Source organism: Candidatus Sodalis sp. SoCistrobi, assembly GCF_900143145.1.
Taxonomy (GTDB): Bacteria; Pseudomonadota; Gammaproteobacteria; order Enterobacterales; family Enterobacteriaceae; genus SoCistrobi.
Window position 1 is genome coordinate 1 of record NZ_FRDB01000341.1, and the last position, 1,890, is coordinate 1,890.

At 59.0% G+C, this 1,890-nt stretch carries 2 protein-coding genes; both read left to right on the forward strand.

Annotation, left to right across the window (positions count from 1 at the left end; genetic code table 11):
- Positions 1 to 110 precede the first annotated feature (110 nt).
- Complete coding sequence (locus CINSTRO3249_RS17935; RefSeq protein WP_074013875.1) at positions 111 to 527, forward strand: hypothetical protein; 417 nt, start codon at positions 111 to 113, stop codon at positions 525 to 527.
- Entirely contained in the window at positions 508 to 1,749 is a 1,242-nt protein-coding gene (orgB, locus tag CINSTRO3249_RS15520) for a type III secretion system linker protein OrgB (protein ID WP_084790276.1), read from the forward strand. Before CINSTRO3249_RS17935 ends, orgB begins: the two co-directional genes overlap by 20 nt.
- Positions 1,750 to 1,890 lie beyond the last annotated feature (141 nt).

Sequence of the window (1,890 nt, forward strand, 5' to 3'; positions counted from 1 at the left end):
CGTCATATGCTGTTTAACCAGCGTCTGATATCGGCGGGTAAGGCGAGAGTCAATCCCGCCAACAGATAGGTTGAAATCATTCTGCAAAGTAATAACAGGTATCACGATAAATGTGTAGATACCTATGGCTCGAAGGGGTAGTCAACGCGCGCGTTCACGTCAGTTACGATATTGACGCCGGCGAAAACGGAAGGTCGGCCCGGCCGGTCCACCTTTCCGCACTTGTCAGCTATGAGCCGGACAGTGATCCGACGCTGCTGATAGGCGATGTTAAACGCTTTTTGAAAAACAGCTTTGCCGAGGTGGCCTATGAGCATATCTCGGTGGTTCTCTCCCGCCGCCCGGCGCCGCAGCATTCGCCGCCGGTGCGTCACCTGCCGCCCGCGGCGGCTTCGCTGCACGGTTGGCGGCTGGGGGCCATTGGCGCCGGCCTGGCCTTGCTGTTGTCGGCCGGATTATGGTGGCGGAAAAAACGGGCCGCGGCCTTGCCCACGCGCGAGATAAGCGATGAGTGTCGTGCCCCTTGATAGCGTCATGTACGATCCGCTGGCGTGGATCCATCCGGCCCGTTTTGCGCTGCCCACCAGTCTGGACGGCATCGCGCAGCGCTCGATACTTAACGGTATGCTGATAAGCCTGTATGGGCTCAGCCTTGAGCGCCCGGCGTTGCCCGCCCATTCCTTGCCCCGGCAGTTCGTCGAGGCATGGCATCTGTTACCGCAGACCGCGCTGTTGATGGCCTGTCAGCGCCATCGTGCGTCGCTCGCCAAAGGCGGATACGGCGCCGGCTTACCTGACTGGTTAGGGCAATTTACCGCGCTGCCGCTGGTGGCGTCGCGTTCATCGCCTGCGGAAAACGTACCGCATCCGGCACAGCTGTTAGCGTGGGGAAAATACGAACTGCTGGCATTTGCGGACGGTTTGCCCCGCAGTCTGCGCCAGCGACTGGATCTGCTGTTCCCGCCGGAAGAGGGCCGGAAGAGGGCCGGGATAATGCTTCAGGATTATCCCGACCGTCCCCTTGTCGACTATTACTTAAACTTGCCTTTCAACATGCCAAGAGACATCCCGCTACGCCGGATGCCGCCGGTTTACGGCGGTATATTGATAAAACGTGAACACCTCCAGCGCCAGCGTTGCGCGATGGATTTAGTCAAACAGGCCCGCCGCGAGGCGGTAAAATGCCTTAAACAGGCCGCAGAAGAGGCGGAGCAGCTGCGTAGTCAGGCCAGAAATGAAGGCTATCAGCAAGGGGTGTTGGCCGCGGCAGACACGGTGGCCGGCTTCTTCGCCGAGCGTCAACAGCTGAGTTTGTCGCTGCAGCGCGAGATCGAAGAGCACGCCCGTGCGCTGCTTATGGCGGCGTTATCCCATACCGACCTGTTGCTGCTGCTGGAGGAGTGGCTGGCGCAACAGCCCGCGCCGTCAATGCCGGAGCCGCTGGAGCTATGGGTGCCGGCGGATCGCCGGGCCGCCGCGTTACGGCTGAAGCGCCAGATAGGCGCGCTGTGGGGCGGTAAATATGACATCATTACCCACGAGGGTGGCAGTTTTATCATGAAGTATGGCGATCAGGTCGCGGAATTTGATGCCGGAGCGTTTATTGACGCTGCGACGCGCCAGCTGGTGTCTCGCCCTGATTATGACAGCCAGGCCCAACGCCTGAGTGGACAAGGGTTGCAGGCGCTGGCGGACCGGCTGACGCGGCATTTCGCCGGTGAGCCTGTTACGCCGCTAGCTGAACCTTAAGGTATAGCCTCAGTCTTATATCTTGATCATTGACTTTCAAAGGTTAATGATCCCCAACTGATCATTGGGATGTTACCGGTGAGTTTGTACTCTGCCTTAAGCTTACAGCTTGTACGTCAGATTAAACCCTGGTGACATATT